11 protein-coding genes and 1 tRNA gene are annotated in these 16,007 nt (G+C 65.3%); 5 read left to right on the top strand and 7 right to left on the bottom strand.

Annotated elements, in window-relative coordinates:
* Positions 1-99: 99 nt before the first annotated feature.
* The gene (locus tag AB4061_RS32975) at positions 100-1,077 is read right to left on the bottom strand and encodes a Bug family tripartite tricarboxylate transporter substrate binding protein (RefSeq protein ID WP_441640385.1); all 978 of its coding nucleotides are present in this window, start codon (positions 1,075-1,077) and stop codon (positions 100-102) included.
* A gap of 65 nt (positions 1,078-1,142) precedes the next feature.
* Positions 1,143-2,300 (bottom strand): acyl-CoA dehydrogenase family protein, encoded by a 1,158-nt coding sequence (locus AB4061_RS32970; RefSeq protein WP_441640384.1) that lies wholly within the window; start codon positions 2,298-2,300, stop codon positions 1,143-1,145.
* Between the two features lie 204 nt (positions 2,301-2,504).
* Here AB4061_RS32970 and AB4061_RS32965 point away from each other — a divergent pair, with 204 nt between their 5' ends.
* Both AB4061_RS32965 and AB4061_RS32960 read left to right on the top strand, forming a co-directional pair.
* Complete coding sequence (locus tag AB4061_RS32965; protein WP_441640383.1) at positions 2,505-3,287, top strand: IclR family transcriptional regulator; 783 nt, start codon at positions 2,505-2,507, stop codon at positions 3,285-3,287.
* Positions 3,287-4,123 carry an IclR family transcriptional regulator gene (locus AB4061_RS32960; RefSeq protein WP_441640382.1) on the top strand — a complete coding sequence of 279 codons (837 nt, stop codon included), beginning with the start codon at positions 3,287-3,289 and terminating at the stop codon, positions 4,121-4,123. Before AB4061_RS32965 ends, AB4061_RS32960 begins: the two co-directional genes overlap by 1 nt.
* A 21-nt stretch (positions 4,124-4,144) precedes the next feature.
* Here the strand turns inward: AB4061_RS32960 and AB4061_RS32955 are convergent, their stop codons facing one another.
* From AB4061_RS32955 to acs, 4 genes are all read right to left on the bottom strand, one after another.
* Positions 4,145-4,525 carry a DUF5594 family protein gene (locus AB4061_RS32955; protein WP_441640381.1) on the bottom strand — a complete coding sequence of 127 codons (381 nt, stop codon included), beginning with the start codon at positions 4,523-4,525 and terminating at the stop codon, positions 4,145-4,147.
* Positions 4,526-5,031: 506 nt separating this feature from the next.
* Positions 5,032-5,121 (bottom strand) — tRNA-Ser (locus tag AB4061_RS32950).
* Positions 5,122-5,183: 62 nt separating this feature from the next.
* On the bottom strand, positions 5,184-7,235 hold the full coding sequence (locus AB4061_RS32945) for a VC_2705 family sodium/solute symporter (RefSeq protein ID WP_441640380.1): 2,052 nt from the start codon (positions 7,233-7,235) through the stop codon (positions 5,184-5,186).
* A 93-nt stretch (positions 7,236-7,328) separates the two neighbouring features.
* Entirely contained in the window at positions 7,329-9,311 is a 1,983-nt protein-coding gene (gene acs, locus AB4061_RS32940; protein ID WP_441640379.1) for an acetate--CoA ligase, read from the bottom strand.
* A gap of 398 nt (positions 9,312-9,709) precedes the next feature.
* On the opposite strand from acs, the gene AB4061_RS32935 reads away from it, so the two are divergent.
* The 3 genes from AB4061_RS32935 (at position 9,710) to murI (ending at position 13,479) form a co-directional block, all read left to right on the top strand.
* Positions 9,710-10,645: a DMT family transporter gene (locus AB4061_RS32935; RefSeq protein ID WP_441640378.1), complete on the top strand. Its 936-nt coding sequence runs from the start codon at positions 9,710-9,712 to the stop codon at positions 10,643-10,645.
* A 401-nt stretch (positions 10,646-11,046) separates the two neighbouring features.
* The gene (locus AB4061_RS32930; protein ID WP_183035092.1) at positions 11,047-12,570 is read left to right on the top strand and encodes a fumarate hydratase; all 1,524 of its coding nucleotides are present in this window, start codon (positions 11,047-11,049) and stop codon (positions 12,568-12,570) included.
* A 96-nt stretch (positions 12,571-12,666) separates the two neighbouring features.
* Positions 12,667-13,479 (top strand): glutamate racemase, encoded by an 813-nt coding sequence (gene murI, locus AB4061_RS32925; protein ID WP_441640377.1) that lies wholly within the window; start codon positions 12,667-12,669, stop codon positions 13,477-13,479.
* Between the two features lie 21 nt (positions 13,480-13,500).
* On the opposite strand, the gene AB4061_RS32920 is transcribed toward murI, so the two are convergent.
* Complete coding sequence (locus AB4061_RS32920; RefSeq protein ID WP_441640376.1) at positions 13,501-15,801, bottom strand: AAA family ATPase; 2,301 nt, start codon at positions 15,799-15,801, stop codon at positions 13,501-13,503.
* Positions 15,802-16,007: the final 206 nt, after the last annotated feature.

Below are 16,007 nucleotides of genomic sequence, written 5' to 3'. Positions count from 1 at the left end.
ATGAAGCGAAGCGGTTCTGGCGAGGCGCGCGGCCGCAGACAGTACAAGTGGATCGGCCAAGGCCGCGCAACGACGCCAGCATCTTTTTGAAATGGCCTCTTAGTCGAGCGTGGTGCCGGTCGACTTCACCAGCGCGGCCCACCACGCCGTATCGCTGCGGATCAGCGCGGCGAACTGCTCGGGCGTGTTGCCTACCGGCTCCGCGCCGAGGTCCACCAGGCGCTTGCGAATCTGCGGCTTGGCCAGTATCTTCACGGTCGCATCATGCAGCTTGGCAATGATCGGGCGCGGCGTGCCAGCCGGCGCCATCAGCCCCTTCCACGCGGTCACCACGTAGCCCCGGAGCCCGGCCTCCTCGACCGTCGGCACATCTGGCAAGGCGCTGGCGCGCTTGTCGCTGGCCACCGCCAGGGCACGCAGGCGGCCCGATTGCACAAACGGCAGCAATGCCGGCATGTTGTCGATCATCAGCGTGATATGCCCCGCGATCAGGTCGGCCACCGCCGGGCCGCTGCCTTTGTATGGCACGTGCTGCAGCTTGATGCCGGCGGACTGGTTCAGCAACTCGCCGGCGAGTTGCGCCGTGGTGCCGTTGCCCGGCGAGCCAAAGCTGAGCTGCCCGGGCTTGCTCTTGGCATAGGCGATGAACTCCTTGAGGTTGTGCGCCGGCACCGACGGGTTGACCGCCATCAGGTTGTGCTCGCGCGCCAGCATCGTGACCGGTACGAGGTCTCGCAGGGGCTCATAGGACATGCGCGCGTAAAGGCTGGGGTTGATCACCGTGGGACCGGCCGCGGCCAGCARCAGCGTGTAGCCATCGGGCGCAGCCTTGGCCACCGCATCGCCGCCGATATTGCCGCCAGCGCCTGCCTTGTTCTCAACCACCACGGTCTGGCCGAGTTCTTCCTTCAATTGCTCGGCCAGCAAGCGCGCCAGCGTGTCGGTGGACCCACCCGGCGGGAACGGCACGACCAGGCGGATCACTTTGGCGGGATAGCTTGCCTCGGCCAGCGCCGGTTGCGCAAGCCCAAGCAGGGTTAGCAGGACGGAGCCCGCTGCAAGCAAGGTTTTCAACATGGTGTCTCCTTGAGGCAATGACGCCGCCTGGCAAGCTGGCCGGCGGCTGTTCTGCATATTCGTGATCAGCTCGCCGCGGCCTGCGCCAGCGTGCGCTTGGCGATATTGAGCTGGTGGATCTGGCTGGTGCCTTCGTACAGGCGGAACAAGCGTACGTCGCGATAGAAGCGCTCGATGCCGAAGTCCGCGATATAGCCGTAGCCGCCAAACATCTGCACGCAGCGATCCGCCACGCGCCCGCACATCTCGGAGGCAAAGTACTTGCACATCGAGGCTTGCATGGTCACGTCTTCGCCGCGATCGCGCTGGCGCGCCGTTTCCATGATCAGCGCGCGCGCAGCAAAAATCTCCGTCTGGCAATCGGCGATCATCGCCTGTACCAGCTGGAACTCTGCCAGCGGCTGGCCGAACTGCTGGCGCCCGGTGACGAAGCGGATCGCTTCGTCCAGCATGCGAATGGCCGGCCCGGTGCACAGCGCCGCCAGGTGGATGCGCTGCTTGTTGAGCACCTTCATCGCCGTGCGAAATCCCTGCCCGTCCTCGCYCCCGATCAGGTTGGCGCCGGGTACGCGGCAGTCGTTGAAATGCACCTCAGAGACCGGCGAACCCTCTTGCCCCATCTTGCGATACGGCTGCCCCGTGGTCAGGCCCGGCGTGCCGCGCTCCACGATAAACGCAGAGATGCCGGCGGCCCCGCCGCGCGCGGGATCGGTACGCGCCATCACGGTGAACAAGCCTGCAATGGGCGCATTGGTGATGAAGCACTTGGTGCCGTTGAGCACATAGTGGTCGCCGTCGCGCCGCGCGGAAGTCGTCAGCGCCGTGGCATCCGAGCCGGCCTCCGGCTCGGTCAGCGCGAACGCGCCGGTCAGCTCGCCACTGGCGAGCAAAGGCAGGTAGCGGCGCTTCTGCTCCGGCGTGCCATCCGCCACCAGCGCTTCCGAGCCAATACCGGTATTGGTGCCCACCCGCGCGCGGAAGGCCACCGAGCACTGGGACAACTCCAGCGCCGCCAGCACGAGTTCCTCGGTTGTCATGCCGGCGCCGCCGTACGCCTCGGGAATCGAAAAGCCGAACAGGCCCAGTTCGGCCATTTCCTTTACCAACGCATCGGGTATGGCATCGAGCGCGGCCACCTCGGCCTCGCGCGGCACCAGCCGCTCGCGCACGAAACGCCGCAATTCGGCCAGGAAGGCTTGAAAGGCGTCCGGTTCCCTGATCATCGGTCTTGCTCCATCCGGTAAGTGCGGCCGGGATCGGCTGCGTGGAAACCAGCGTAGCAACCCGTGCCTGAAAGGCGGATCGATGTTTCGCTATCTTGAACGCGAGGTGTGCCCGGAATGCCCGGCAATGGCTATGATGGATGCGTACCCAGCCCTGCGACGCAGCCCATGCGCCGCCTTTGAACCGCTTTTCTCCCACGCCAGATGCCGCCCCGCCCCCATCATCCGGACCCCGCCTTCGCCACCACGCTGGCGCACGGGCTAGCGCTGCTGCAGTGCTTTCGCGTGGGAGAGCCGGTCATGAGCAACAAGCAACTAGCGGAGCGCACCGGGCTTTCCAAGGCCACCATCAGTCGCCTGACATACACGCTGGCGGCACGCGGCCTGTTGCGCTACGACACCGATCTGCGCCGCTACCGGCTGGGCTCCACCGCGCTCTCGCTTGGCTACCCGCTGCTAGCCAGCCTCAAGGTCAGGCAGCTTGCGCGCCCGCTGATGAAGCAGCTCGCCGACGAAGTGGGCGGCTCGGTCTCGCTCGGCCTGCGCGACCGGCTGCAAATGGTCTACGTGGAAACCAGCCGCGGGCACGACGCCATCGCCTTCCGGCCCGATATCGGCGCATCGCTGCCCATGCTCCCCACCGCCATCGGACGCGCCTGGCTGTGCCAGGCATCCCCCGACGAGCGCGAGCCGGTGCTGGCGGCGCTACGCGCCAGCGACGCCGCGCAATGGCAGGCGCACGCCGCCGCGCTGGAAGCCGCGGCGCACGATTTCGCCACGCTCGGCTTTTGCCTGTCGCGCGGGGAATGGCAGCGCGATGTGCATGCGGTGGCCGTGCCAATGCGCGCCGAGATCGACGGCGAGGTGCTGGTCTTCAATTGCGGGGCGCCAGGCGCCAGGATGACGCCACGAAAGCTCGAACGCGAAATGGGGCCGCGCCTGCTGCGGATGGTCCGGCGCGTGGAAACGTCGCTGGGGATCGCGTGATGGCATCGGCGCCATCACCCGGCGCATCACCCGCCACATCGCGCGGCACGCCCGTGGCCGACGAGCGCGACACCGGCGACCGCCAGTTCGCCACCACGCTCGCGCACGGCATCGATATCCTGCTGGCCTACCGTCCTGGCGAATCCCTGCTCGGCAACAAGGAGTTTGCACAACGCACCGGCAAGTCGAGATCAGCCGTGGCAAGGCTCACGCACACGCTGACCGTGCTCGGCTACCTGCGCCGCGACGCCACGCAAGCCAAGTACCGGCTCGGTGCGCCCGTGCTCTCGCTCGGCTATCCTCTGCTGGCCAGCATGCATATCCGCCAGATCGCCCGGCCGCTGATGAAAGAGCTCGCCGACCGTGTGGGCGGCGCGGTATCGCTAGGCATGCGCGACCGCACGCAGATGATCTATGTGGAGACCGCCCGCTCCACCGACAGCCTTGTCGTGACGCCAGACATCGGCGCCGCGCTGCCTATGCTCACCACCGCCATCGGCAAGGCCTGGCTATGCAAGGCACCCGCCGAAGAGCGCGAAAGCGTGCTCAATCGCCTGCGCCTCCAGGACCCCGATGCCTTCCTGCGCTTCCAGCCACAACTCTCCCGCCTGCGGCAGGATTTCGAGGCCAAGGGCTACTGCGTGAACCGTGGCGAATGGCGCAGCGATGTCCATGCCTTTGCCGTGCCGCTGTTCCGGCCGGTGGATTCGCAATGGCTGATCTTCAACTGCGGGGTATCGGCACAAGCCAAGCCATTCGCCGCGCGCGAGCGGGAAGTCGCGCCGGGGCTGGTGGATCTGGTGCGAAACGTGGAGAGGCTGCAGGGCATGCGGTGAGATCGCCCGAACAGCTCAGTCTCAATGCTCGAAATCCAGCCCGCCAAGCAGCACGGTAGGGTCTGCCTGCGAGCGCGTCCCGAAATCGATCTGCCGGGGTGTTTGCCACGCGCGCATCTTGCCCGGCAGGGCCGCGAGATAGTGCTCGAATTTTTCCGCGCCACCGGCAGCGAACAGCGCTTCCACCTCGAGGCTGTCCCACGACAGGTAGACGTTCAGCTGCTGCGCGAACCGCCGCGGCTCATCGAACGGCTCGCCGGAAAGGCGGACGCGCGCGGCGCGGCCGGAGCGCTCGTCCGGCACCACCTCGACGTGAATGCGGCGCTTGAATAAATCCGCGATCGTCTGCGCAATCCGCGGGGCAAACTCCGTATCGAAACGCGCTGCAATGTCCTGGCTCACTATGTGTCTCATCCCGATTTTTTATCGATCGTAGCACGGCGCGTTTGCCGCGACGGCATCGGGAATACGCGTGGATCGCCACGTGCAGCAGAGCTCACAAGCACGATGGCCCGCCCGTATAAGCCGTCCATGAGAGCCACCAGCATCCCGCCATTAAACTCAGGTTGACCCCGACTTCTGCTGACCTATACTGGAGTCCTGCCGACTGAGACGCGCAGTAGCAAAGCGAAGGTAAGTGGCAGATGATCCTCTGGCCAAGATGGCAGTGAGATCGAGCAAGCCGATTAGGCTTGCAAGTCCGAACCGGATCCCAATGAGTTTGCCGACCCGGTTCGGCCCCCTACCCCTCCCCGTTCAACCGCGGGAAATAAAAGAGCACCTGCTACAGGTGCTTTTTTATGCGTGGGGAATCCGCCCGTGCCAGGGCGCAAGGCGCGCACGCTGCCCCTGAACCTGCCCCGGAAATAGAAAAAGCCCTTGAATATCAAGGGCTTTTTCCGTTGTTCTGGCGGAGAGACGGGGATTCGAACCCCGGATAGGTATTAACCTATACACGCTTTCCAGGCGTGCGACTTAAACCACTCATCCATCTCTCCAGCAAGTCCGCGAGTATATCAGAGTGTTGTTTCGCAAATCTAGTGTTTCATGATCGAAGGCCCTATCCGCGTCGCAAGTACGTCACGAGACGGTCGATCACCGGGGCGTTGCGCGGCGTCAGCAGGCTGACCAGGATGGCCACGGCAAAGCCGGCTGGCACGCCGAATGCGCCGGAAGCGATCGGGTCCACGCCGAACCAGCGATTGCCGAAAATGCCGGTCATGCGGGTAAAGAACGGGTAGTTGACGAAGATATAGTAGACCGCCACACCGAGTCCGGCCACCATGCCCGCCACCGCGCCCGCAGCCGTGGTGCGGCGCCAGAAGATCGCCAGCACCAGCACCGGGAAAAAACTGGACGCGGCCAGCGAGAAGGCCGCGCCGACGAGAAAGAGAATATTGCCGGGACGCAGCGAGGTGACGTAAGAGGCAAACAGGGCCACGCCCAGCAGCACGATCTTGGCGGTGGTGACACGCCGCTGGTGACTCGCGGTGCGGTCGACCATGTGATAGAAAACGTCGTGCGACAGCGCGTTGGCAATGGTGAGCAGCAAGCCGTCGGCGGTGGACAGCGCCGCCGCCAGCGCGCCGGCGGCAACCAGCCCCGAGACGACATAGGGCAAGCCTGCGATTTCCGGTGCGGCCAGCACGATCATGTCGGGCTGGATGAGGATCTCCGCCCATTGCACGATGCCGTCGCCGTTTACATCGCGAATGCCGAATACCGGCGGGTCGACCTTGCGCCATTGCACCACCCACTGCGGCAGTTCCGCGTATGGCGTGCCAACCAGGTGCTGGAAGAATTCGTACTTGACCAGCGCCGCGAGCGCGGGCGCGGAGACATAGAGCAGCGCGATGAAGAACACCGCCCACGCCACCGAGTTGCGCGACTCCTTCACCGAGGGTGTGGTGTAGAGCCGCGTCAGGATGTGTGGCAGGCTGGCGGTGCCCAGCATCAGGCAGAACACCAGCAACACGAAGTTCAGCCGTTTGGTCTTGCGCTCCGCCTCCGAGGGCGACGGATAGGGCTCGGTCGACGGCGTGGAAGGCTGGCTGCGCGCCAGAGCTTCTTCGCGCTGCTGGTTCCATTGCTGCTGGGCCGCCGCTATGTCACGCGGAAACTCGACCCGCTCGCGCTCCACCGTCTTGATCTCGCGCAGCGGGGCGTTACGCAAGCGCAGCTCCTGCAAGCGCGCGGACAGCGCATTGCGCTCGTCATCGAACGATTGCGGCAGCCGCGAGATACGGTCCTGCATCTGGATGGCCTGCTGACGATAGTACTCGCGCACGGCCTGCTCGGCCGGGTCGCGCTCGATGCTGCGCTCGCGCGTGTCGAGCTGCTGCAGCAGCGTGCCGTAGCTCAGCTGCGGCAGCGCCTGGTGATGGTGCTTCCACGCGATCATCGAGACCGTGACCAGGAAGGCCGCGATCAGCATGATGTATTGCGCAACCTGGGTCCAGGTCACCGCGCGCATGCCGCCAAGGAAGGAGCACACCAGGATGCCGGCCAGGCCGAAGAACACGCCGACGGCGAACTCCACGCCGATAAAGCGCGTGACGATCAGCCCTACCCCCTGGATCTGCGCCACCAGATAGACGAACGAACATAGCGAAGCCGCTATCACGGCGATCGCGCGCACCGGCATGTTGCCGCCGAGCTTGCCATTGCCATAGCGCGCGGCGAGGAAGTCGGGGATGGTGTAGCCGCCGTACTTGCGCAGGTAGGGCGCGAGCAGGAACGCGACCAGGCAATAGCCGCCGGTCCAGCCCATCACGTAGGCCAGGCCTTCGTAGCCCGACGCGAACAGGATGCCGGCCAGGCCGATGAAGGATGCCGCGCTCATCCAGTCGGCCGCGATCGCCATGCCGTTGAACAGCGCGGGCACGCGCCGGCCAGCTACATAATATTCGTTGAGGTCGGAGGTGCGGCAGATCAGCCCGATGCACGCATAGATGGCGATGGTGACGAACAGGAAGACGTAACCGAGCCAGAGGGCGTCGCCGCTGGAACGCTCCAGCAGGCCCATCATGCCGATAAAGACAAACAAGCCTATCGTGAACAAGCCGTAGTACAGCAGCAGCCGTCGGCGAAAGCGCGACTGTTCATCAGGCATGGGAGCAGTGGTTGGGCAGCCGGGTTGGGCGAGCAAGCTATCTGCCGGCACGCGCAAGGCGTGCCGGCAGGGGCGTATGACCGCGCTATCGCGTTATTGTGCCTGCTTCAACTGCTCCAGGATGGCGGGGTTTTCCAGGGTGGACGTGTCCTGGGTGATCTCTTCGTTCTTGGCCAGCGAGCGCAACAGGCGCCGCATGATCTTGCCGGAACGCGTCTTGGGCAGGTTATCGCCGAAGCGAATGTCCTTGGGCTTGGCGATCGGGCCGATCTCCTTGCCCACCCAGTTGCGCAGTTCGGCGGCGATCTGCTTGGCTTCTTCCTCGTTCGGGCGGGAGCGCTTGAGCACCACGAAGGCGCAGATGGCCTCGCCGGTCATGTCGTCAGGGCGGCCCACCACCGCGGCTTCCGCCACCATCGGGTTGGACACCAGCGCGGACTCGATTTCCATCGTGCCCATGCGGTGGCCCGAAACGTTGAGCACGTCGTCGATACGGCCCATGATGGTGAAGTAGCCGGTCTCCTTGTCACGGATCGAGCCGTCGCCGGCAAGGTACAGCTTGCCGCCGAGCTCTTCCGGGAAGTAGCTCTTCTTGAAGCGCTCCGGGTCGCCCCAGATGGTGCGTATCATCGAAGGCCAGGGCCGCTTGACCACCAGGATGCCACCGCTGCCATTCGGCACGTCCTGCCCTGTCTCATCGACGATGGCCGCGATGATGCCCGGCAGCGGCAAGGTGCACGAGCCCGGCACCAGCGGCGTGGCGCCCGGCAGCGGCGTGATCATGTGGCCGCCGGTCTCGGTCTGCCAGAAGGTGTCGACCACCGGGCAGCGCTCGCCGCCGATATTGCGGTGGTACCACATCCAAGCTTCGGGGTTGATCGGCTCGCCCACCGTGCCCAGCAGGCGCAGGCTGGACAGGTCGTATTGCTTGGGATGGATCTTCTCGTCGGCCTCGGCCGCCTTGATCAGCGAGCGGATCGCGGTCGGCGCGGTGTAGAAGATGCTGACCTTGTGGCGCGCGATCATGTCCCAGAAGCGGCCGGCGTTGGGATACGTGGGCACCCCTTCGAACACCACCTGCGTGGCGCCGGCGGCCAGCGGACCGTAGGCGATATAGGTGTGCCCGGTGACCCAGCCGATATCGGCGGTACACCAGAACATGTCGTCGGGCTTGATGTCGAAGCTCCACTTCATCGTCATCAACGCCCACAGCAGGTAGCCGCCGGTGCTGTGCTGCACGCCCTTGGGCTTGCCGGTTGAGCCCGAGGTGTAGAGCACGAACAACGGATGCTCGGCGCTGACGGGCTCGGCTTCGCAGGTCAGCGGCTGGCCGGCGGCGACATCGTCCATCCAGCGGTCGCGGCCTTCGGCCCAGTTGACCTTGCCGCCCGTGCGGCGGTACACGATCACGCTCTTCACGGCTTCGCAGCCACCCAGCGCCAGCGCTTCATCGGCGATGGCCTTGAGTGGCAACGCCTTGCCGCCGCGCATCTGCTCGTCGGCGGTGATCAGCGCCACCGCGCCCACGTCGACCAGCCGCTCTTGCAGCGACTTGGCGGAGAAGCCGCCGAACACCACCGAGTGCGTGGCGCCAAGGCGCGCGCAGGCTTGCATGGCTACGACGCCCTCGACGGACATGGGCATATAGATGACGACGCGGTCGCCCTTCCTGATGCCCAACGCCTTGAGGCCGTTGGCGAACTGGCACACCTGGGCATGCAGCTGGCGATAGGTGACCTTGGTAACAGTGCCGTCGTCGGCCTCGAAGACAATGGCCACCTTCTCGGCATTGCCGTTGTCCAGGTTGCGGTCCAGGCAGTTAAAGGAGGCATTGAGCTCGCCGTCCTCGAACCACTTGTAAAACGGCGCATTGCTCTCGTCCAGCACCTTGGTGAAGGGCTTGGTCCAGTGCAGTTGCTCGCGGGCGTGGCGCGCCCAGAAACCCTCGTAGTCGCGCTCGGCCTCGTCGCACAAAGCCTGGTAAGCCTCCATGCTGGGGATCGCAGCTTGCTTGGCGAACGACTCCGGGGGATTGAAAATGCGATGCTCCTGCATCACGGACTCGATGGCGGACATTTGTTTGTCTCCTGATATAGCGTGGCTGCCTGGCTGCGAACTTACGCTCGACGGCTTACTTAAACCTGACGCTGCCAAACCCAACCCGCGCGCATGCCGGCACCCGTGCGCCGGCTGCTGCAGCGCACCATGGCTAACGGCCTGGCACGGGGATGGATGTGCAGACTTCTCCATTAGGCTAGCACAGCTATAATGCCGCGAGCCCTATCCCGAACGCGGCGCTGCGGCATTGCGGTCCTTCGCCGACAGAAGTGCTCAGCGCAATGCGCCACCGCGAGCCACCGGCCATTACTCGCCAGGTCGTCGCCAAATCGTCGCCAAATCGCGGCCAGTACCGTGCCAGAACCAGGCCAGAAGCCGGCCAGATCCCGACCAAACAGCGCCRCCACCCAGACCCCGTGCCCATCCACGCCCTCTTCCTGATTGCCTCAATGGCCCTCGTCGGCAGCAATGTCGGGCTGGGCAAGGCCATCGTCGCCTACGTACCCATCCTGCTGTTCGCGCTGCTGCGCTTCGCCATCGCCATTGTGTGCCTGGCGCCCTGGTACCGGCCCGCGCGCATGCGCGCCGTCTCGCGCGGCGAATGGTTCAACCTCTTCCTGCAAGCCTTTTTTGGCACGTTCCTGTTCACGCTGCTGATGCTGGGTGGCGTGCGGCTGACCAGCGCCATGGCCGCGGGCGTGATCACCAGCACCATCCCGGCGACCGTGGCCCTGCTCTCGTGGCTGATCCTGCGCGAACGGCTATCGCGGCGCACGGTATTCTCGGTCTTGCTGGCGGTGGCGGGCATCGCGATGCTGAACGTGGCACGTGGCACGGACCATGGCGGCGGCAGCGCTGCCAGCATCGGCGGCGAGCATGCGCTGCTCGGCAACCTGATGATCATGGGCGCGGTGATCTGCGAATCGATCTACGTGATCCTCTCGCGGCGGCTGGCGCAAACACTGGCGGCCATCGAGATCTGCGCCTATACGCACTTGATCGGCGGGCTGCTGATGCTGCCACTGGGCCTGATGCCGCTGCTGCAATTCGACATGACATCGGTTCCGGCGAGCATATGGTGGATGGTGCTCTGGTATGCGCTGTCGGCCAGCATCTTCTCGTTCTGGCTGTGGATGAAAGGCGTGCGCCATGTGCCGGCACAGATGGCGGGCGTGTTCACTGCGGTGCTGCCGATCGCGGCCGCCACCTACGGCATTGTGTTCCTAGGGGAGACACCGGGCTGGCCGCACGGCGTGGCACTCGCCTGCGTGCTGGCCGGCATCGCGCTGGCGAGCTGGCCCGGGCCGCTGGCCCGCCGCGCGTGGCGCGCCAGCAGGACAGGCAAGGGCTAGCCCATTGAGGGGTTTCGGCCCAATGCCGGCATCACGAAACCGCGGCCACGGCTGCGGTTTTTTTCGCCGAAAGCCGGCGCTTTAGCAGCACGCCCTTGCGGGTGGTTCTTTATGCCTGCGTGGTGACGAAGTTACCAACGGTGTTCATCGTACCCTTGCCGCTGCTCAGGTTAGCCGAGAGCGTCTGCAGGAACGACTACGCCATTTCGCCTGCCCGTAAGGCCCTGTAAGGCAAGCGTGGCAGGCACGGGAAGAACTCCGCGGCAGGTGGCGCATCGGCCAGCCGTGCGCAGCGAAGCGCACCTGCACTCCTGTCGACAGCCGCATGCAGTCCGGCACCTCCCCCTCGCTAGGTGTATGATTTCGGGCTGAATTTCCCCTCGACTGTCCTCCCCACAAAAATGACTGTCATCAAACAAGAAGACCTCATCCAGAGCGTCGCCGACTCCCTGCAATACATCAGCTATTACCACCCGATGGACTACATCACCAGCCTGGGCCGTGCCTATGAGCTGGAGCAAAGTCCCGCGGCCAAGGATGCGATCGCGCAGATCCTGACCAACAGCCGCATGTGCGCTGAAGGCAAGCGCCCGATCTGCCAGGACACCGGCATCGTGACGATCTTCGTCAAGGTCGGCATGGATGTGCGCTGGGATGGCGCCACCATGGGCCTGTCGGACATGATCAACGAAGGCGTGCGCCGCGGCTACACCAACCCGGACAACGTGCTGCGCGCATCCATCGTGAGCCCGCCCGAAGGCGGCCGCAAGAACACCAAGGACAACACCCCTGCCGTGATCCACTACGAAGTGGTCCCGGGCAATACAGTGGACATCCAGGTGGCGGCCAAGGGCGGCGGTTCGGAGAACAAGTCGAAGTTCGTCATGCTCAACCCGTCCGATTCCATCGTCGACTGGGTGCTCAAGACCGTGCCGACCATGGGCGCTGGCTGGTGCCCGCCGGGCATGCTGGGCATCGGCATCGGCGGCACTGCGGAGAAGGCCATGGTCATGGCCAAGGAATCGCTGATGGACCCAATCGACATCCAGGACGTGATCGCTCGCGGCCCGCAGGACTGGATCGAGGAAATGCGCGTCGAGCTGTACGAGAAGGTCAACGCGCTGGGCATCGGCGCGCAAGGCCTGGGCGGCCTGGCCACCGTGCTGGACGTCAAGATCATGGGCTACCCCACCCACGCGGCTTCCAAGCCGGTCGCGATGATCCCGAACTGCGCGGCCACCCGCCATGTGCACTTCACGCTGGACGGCAGCGGCCCGGCCAAGCTCGAGGCGCCCGACCTGTCGGCCTGGCCGAAGGTCGAGTGGGCACCGAACACCGAGACCTCCAAGCGCGTCGACCTGAACACGCTGACGCCGGCAGAAGTCGCCTCGTGGAAGCCGGGCCAGACCCTGCTGCTCAACGGCAAGATGCTGACCGGCCGCGACGCCGCGCACAAGCGCATCGCCGACATGCTGGCCAAGGGCGAGAAGCTGCCGGTGGACTTCACCAACCGCGTGATCTACTACGTGGGCCCGGTCGATCCGGTGCGCGACGAAGCCGTCGGCCCGGCAGGTCCCACCACCGCTACCCGCATGGACAAGTTCACCGAGATGATGCTGGCCGAAACCGGCCTGATCTCGATGATCGGCAAGGCCGAGCGCGGCCCGGTGGCGATCGAGGCCATCAAGAAGCACAAGTCGGCCTACCTGATGGCAGTCGGCGGCGCGGCCTACCTGGTGGCCAAGGCTATCCGGCACGCCAAGGTCGTCGGCTTCGAAGACCTGGGCATGGAAGCCATCTACGAGTTCGACGTCAAGGACATGCCCGTGACAGTCGCCGTGGACAGCGAAGGCACCTCGGTACACAAGACCGGCCCCGCCGAATGGCAAGCCAAGATCGGCAAGATCCCGGTCGCTGCGCTGTAACGCGAACCACGCCGTGACAGCGACGCTGTCTGCAAGAGCCGGGTCATCCGACCCGGCTTTTTGCTACCTAACCTCTTGATTGCCTCGATCCCTCCTGTGAACAACGCACCCATCGGCATCTTTGATTCCGGCCTCGGCGGCCTGTCCGTATTGCGCGAAATCCGTGCCCTGCTCCCGCAGGAATCGCTGATCTATGTGGCCGACTCGAAGTACGCGCCCTATGGCGAGAAGCCCGAGCATTTTGTCGAGGCGCGCACGCTGCAGGTTTGCGAATGGCTGGTGGCCCAGGGCTGCAAGGCCCTGGTGATCGCCTGCAACACTGCGACCATGCATGCGGTGCAGACGCTGCGCGAAAAGCTGGCGTTGCCGATCATCGGCGTCGAGCCCGGCCTGAAACCCGCCGCCGCCGCCAGCCGCAGCAAAGTGGTTGGCGTGCTGGCCACGGGTAACACATTGAAGAGCACAAAGTTCGGCCGCCTGCTTGCCTCCCTGGAAGGCGAGAGCCGCTTCCTCTGCGAGGCTGGCGTCGGGCTGGTGCCGCTGATCGAGCAAGGCGATGTGGATGGCCCGGCCGTACGCGAGAAACTCACCGCCTACCTGTCGCCCATGCTCGAGGCCGGCGCCGATACGCTGGTGCTTGGCTGCACCCACTACCCCTTCCTGTCGGACACCGTGCGTGAGCTGGTGGGCGACCGTTTGACGCTGGTCGATACCGGTGATGCGATCGCGCGGCAACTTCGGCGCAAGCTGGCCGAGCACGACATGGCTGCAAACGCCGACGCGGTGCCCAACGACCGCTACACCTCGACCAAGGACGCCGCCCATCTGCGCGCCATGGCCGCGGCGCTGCTGCATGTGGATGCGCCCGCGGAAACCCTCGTGATCGAGCCCGCGCCGGCATTCGAATAAGGCATCGGCTCCCGCTTCAGGTCATTGCAGGAACCCCAGCGGCCGGCGCTGCCGCACATCCGGCTTGACGGCATGCTCCTGGCGCAACTGCGCCAGGAACTCGTCCGGCGTCAGCGTCTCGCCAAGCAGCACGCACTGACGCTTGACCGTGGCAAAGTCGCCCGGCGTCAGGCAATCCATCTTCGCCAGCTCCTCGCGCATGGTTGCATCCATGCGCTGCGGATCGGCATCCAGCGCTTCCTCGACGAACATCGCCGTGCGTTGCTCGGGCTTGAGCGGCAGGAAACGGATCTTGAACGAAAAGCGGCGCAGCGCCGCCTCGTCGATCCGCTCGAACAGGTTGGTGGTGCAAACGAAGATGCCGTTGAAGCGCTCCATGCCCTGAAGCATCTCGTTGACCTCGGACACCTCGTAATTGCGCACGGCGTTCTGCCGGCTTTGCATGAAGCTGTCGGCTTCGTCGAGCAGCAGGATGGCGCCGTCTTCCTCCGCGCGCGCGAACATCGCCGCGATCTGCTGCTCGGTTTCCCCCACGTACTTGCTCATCAGGTCGGAGGCGCGCCGGATCATCAGCGGTTGCTCGAGCGCGGCGGCGATGTGCTCGGCCAGCGCGGTCTTGCCGGTGCCGGGGGGGCCATAGAAACACAAGGTCCCGCGCTGCCGTGCCTTGAGCGCCTGCACGATCTTGCCGACCTCATAGCGTGTCTCCAGATTCAGGTAATCCAGGCGGTAGTGCGTCACCACCGGGCGCCCCTCCACTTCCGGGCGCAGTCCCATGGCGCGGTCGGCATGGTCAAGCTGCCGCAAGATCAGCGCCTCCACCGGCTCGGCCACGCCCGAGCCCGCCAGTTGCACGAAGCGCGCGGCCGATTGCACCTGCGCCGGCGTCAGGGTCTTGCGGGCGGCCAGCGACGCGATAAAGGCGTCGCTCACGTCCAGCGTGCCCAGGTGCTTGCGAATGATGTTCTCGCGCACCAGCGGGGGCGGGATCTTCAGCTCCAGGTGAAACTGGAAACGGCGCAGGTAGGCCGGGTCGATCTGGCGAATCGAGTTGGAAATCCAGATCACCGGGACCGGGTTCTGCTCCAGCGTCTGGTTGACCCAGGCCTTGCCGTTCACCGAGCCGCGCGGGTCCTCCTGGCCGAACAGGCTGGTGAGTTCGCGCGCGCTGCCCGGGAACACATCCTCGACTTCATCGAATAGCAGAGCCGTGCGCGGGCGGCCACGCAGGAACGCCTGCGACACCTGCAGCGAGCGATAGCGATCCTTGCCTGACAAGCTGTTGCCGTCGCGGTCCAGGCAGTCCACTTCGTACAACTCGCAGCCAGCCTCGCGCGCCAGCAGCCTCGCGAACTCGGTCTTGCCGGTGCCGGGTGGGCCGTAGATCAACACGTTGACGCCGCAGGCATGCTGCTGCGTGGCGTTGGCCAGCAGCGCCGACAGGTAGCGCGCATCGGTCTCCACGTGCGGATAGTCGCCGGTGCCAAGCGTGGGGGCGGCCGCCGGGCGCGTGAACACCGCCATCATCTCGGCTTCGTTCGCGTAGTTGCCAAGCAGAACATGCAGCAGCCGATCCGACAGGCGCATCAGGTCGCCCAGATCGGTCACGCTGTTCTCGGGCAGCGGCTGCTCGATCAAGTTGAGGGTCTCCAGGCGCGAGCCGGGCCGCAGCGAGATCGCCACCGCGGCCGGACTAGCGCCGGTCAAGCCGGCGAGGATCTGGAAGGCTTCCTGGCTGTGCGCCACCTTGCAGTCCACCATCACCGCGCGCAGGTCCCGCTTGTACTTTGCGAGCGCCGCGTACAGCAACAGCTTGCGCTCGTGCTCGGGCAAATCCAGCACATGGCTGAGCATGTCGATGTTACGCACCAGCAGCACGCGCTCGCCATCCAGCCGTGCTGCCAGCGCCGCCGCCGACGCGTCGAACACGGCGAACATATCCTTGGCGTGATGCTTGACGTACTCATCCAGATAGTAGAACAGCGCGCTCTCGTCGAACGCGCTGTTCCATTGCCCGTGCCGCTCCAGGAATTCTTCGGGCGTGAGGCGGGCGGCGCCTTTCCAGGCCGGCATATCGGCGCAGCGCGCGGCAAGGAAGCGCTGGACGCGCAACACCACACCATACGGCCACACCATCTCCTGGGCGCTGACGGTCAGGATGTCGTTGATATTGCTGCGCAGGTTGAATCTGGGCCCCAGCGAGCACACGACCCGCAGGGCGAACTGGGCGCACATCCAGTCGAGCGCGGAGGTGCATGGCGAGCCGGTCGCAGCACGCAGGAGGGTCGAGCGGTCGTCGTCGGCGAAACGGGTGAAATCCATGGCCTGGTCCTCTCGCACGGGGGGCGCCGCGGCCAGCGCGGCAAAATGCTCGAATGGCTCGGTTGGTTCGTCTTTTTCCTATGCTAGCGCGCTTTGTGGCAGATCGGGCATTGCCGGCAACCCTGTGCCGTGCGAGAGCGCGCATTTTGTCGCAGCCACGGGAAGCCATCGCCAAATCGGCGTATAAAGACGGCTGCGCGGCAGCG

Origin of the sequence: Cupriavidus sp. YAF13, from assembly GCF_052113425.1 — a bacterium.
GTDB lineage: Bacteria > Pseudomonadota > Gammaproteobacteria > Burkholderiales > Burkholderiaceae > Cupriavidus.
Note: the sequence above shows the minus strand (reverse complement) of the source record. Positions and strands in the feature narration are given on the sequence as shown.

Excerpts from the sequence above, each read along its gene's own strand:
- AB4061_RS32965 (WP_441640383.1), top strand. The coding sequence starts at position 2,505 with ATGCCGCCCCGCCCCCATCATCCGGACCCCGCCTTCGCCACCACGCTG.
- AB4061_RS32960 (WP_441640382.1), top strand. The coding sequence starts at position 3,287 with ATGGCATCGGCGCCATCACCCGGCGCATCACCCGCCACATCGCGCGGC.
- AB4061_RS32945 (WP_441640380.1), bottom strand. The coding sequence starts at position 7,235 with ATGCCTGATGAACAGTCGCGCTTTCGCCGACGGCTGCTGCTGTACTAC.
- acs (WP_441640379.1), bottom strand. The coding sequence starts at position 9,311 with ATGTCCGCCATCGAGTCCGTGATGCAGGAGCATCGCATTTTCAATCCC.
- AB4061_RS32930 (WP_183035092.1), top strand. The coding sequence starts at position 11,047 with ATGACTGTCATCAAACAAGAAGACCTCATCCAGAGCGTCGCCGACTCC.
- AB4061_RS32920 (WP_441640376.1), bottom strand. The coding sequence starts at position 15,801 with ATGGATTTCACCCGTTTCGCCGACGACGACCGCTCGACCCTCCTGCGT.